Genomic DNA, 1,235 nt, shown 5'->3' with positions numbered 1-1,235 from the left:
GTGCGCCGCCCATCAAAACCGGTTTCCTGTCGGATCAGTCCGGTGGGCGTGTAGTCCAGCCGGTACTTTTCGCCGGACTCGTTCTCGATCTCCGTCAGCAACAGCTGCGCATGGTCGTAGCGGTACTGCAGACGGGTGCCGTCGGGGTTGATCCGCCGGCTGACCAGGTGCAGGTCGTCGTCATATTCGTAACGGGTGATGCGCCCCAGTTCATCGCGTTCGGCGGTGATCTGGCCGTAGGCGCTGTAGGACCAGGCGCGGGTGGCGCCATTTGGCGAGGTGGTCTGGATCAGCCGGCCAACGGCGTCCCATACATGACGGGTGACCGCGTCGTGTTCGTCCTGAACCGTCGTCCGCCGCCCCAACGCGTCGTAGGAAAACCGGCGCACGCCACCGTCCGGCAGACTTTCCTCGACCAGTTGCCCAAGGTCGTTCCACACGAACACATGGCGACCACTGTCCGGATAACGGATCGACAGCAACCGCCCCTGCGGGTCGTAGTGGTAATGGGTGACATGTCCATCGGGATCGACCGCTTCGGTGACGTCGCCCTGGGCATTGCGCCGGTAGGTCCAGATGGCGTCACCGCGTGAACGGCTGTGCAGGAAGCCGTTGCGGTACTCGTAGGACGTCGGCGCATCGTCCGGCGGAATCAGCGCGATCAGCCGTCCGATCTCGTCGTAGCGGTATTCGGTGAGCGCCCCCAACGCATCCTGCTCGGCAACCAGCCGGCCCTGCGCGTCGTAGGTCTTGAGCTGCTCGCCACCGTCGGCGGCCACCTGACGCACCAGCCGCGCAGTGTCGTCGTGGACGTAAACCTCTTCCCGGCCATCGACGTAATGCACGGTGACACTGCCGGCGTCATCCCAGACGTAACGCGTATCCATCTGCGAAAACGACGCCCAGTGCCGCACGCAACGCGCCGCCTTGCCGGCACGCTCCCACGCCCAGAAGAAACTCGCGCCACCGCTCAGTTGCCGCTGCAGGATGACGTGCTGCTCGTCGTAGTCGTAACGCTCGCTTTCGCCGACGGCGTTAGACGCCTCGATCAATCGATGGCGAGCATCAAAGCGGTAACTGGCCAGCGTCTGCTCGGTGCGCCAGGCAGACTCCCGAAAAACCTGATAATCGACCGCCACCAGATGCGCGCGCTCGTAGCGCAGCAACAAGGACCGCCCGGCCCCGTTATCCAGCCGCTGAATCCGGTCGGAAAGATCCCGATGCACCGTCAGACG

General features: G+C 64.3%; 1 pseudogene. It reads right to left on the bottom strand.

Going from position 1 to position 1,235, the window contains the following annotated elements:
* Window positions 1-1,235, bottom strand: a pseudogene (locus tag ACW9HX_RS29050) (type IV secretion protein Rhs); the annotation flags it as partial.

It is taken from the genome of Pseudomonas sp. SDO52101_S400, assembly GCF_054071635.1.
Note: the sequence above shows the minus strand (reverse complement) of the source record. Positions and strands in the feature narration are given on the sequence as shown.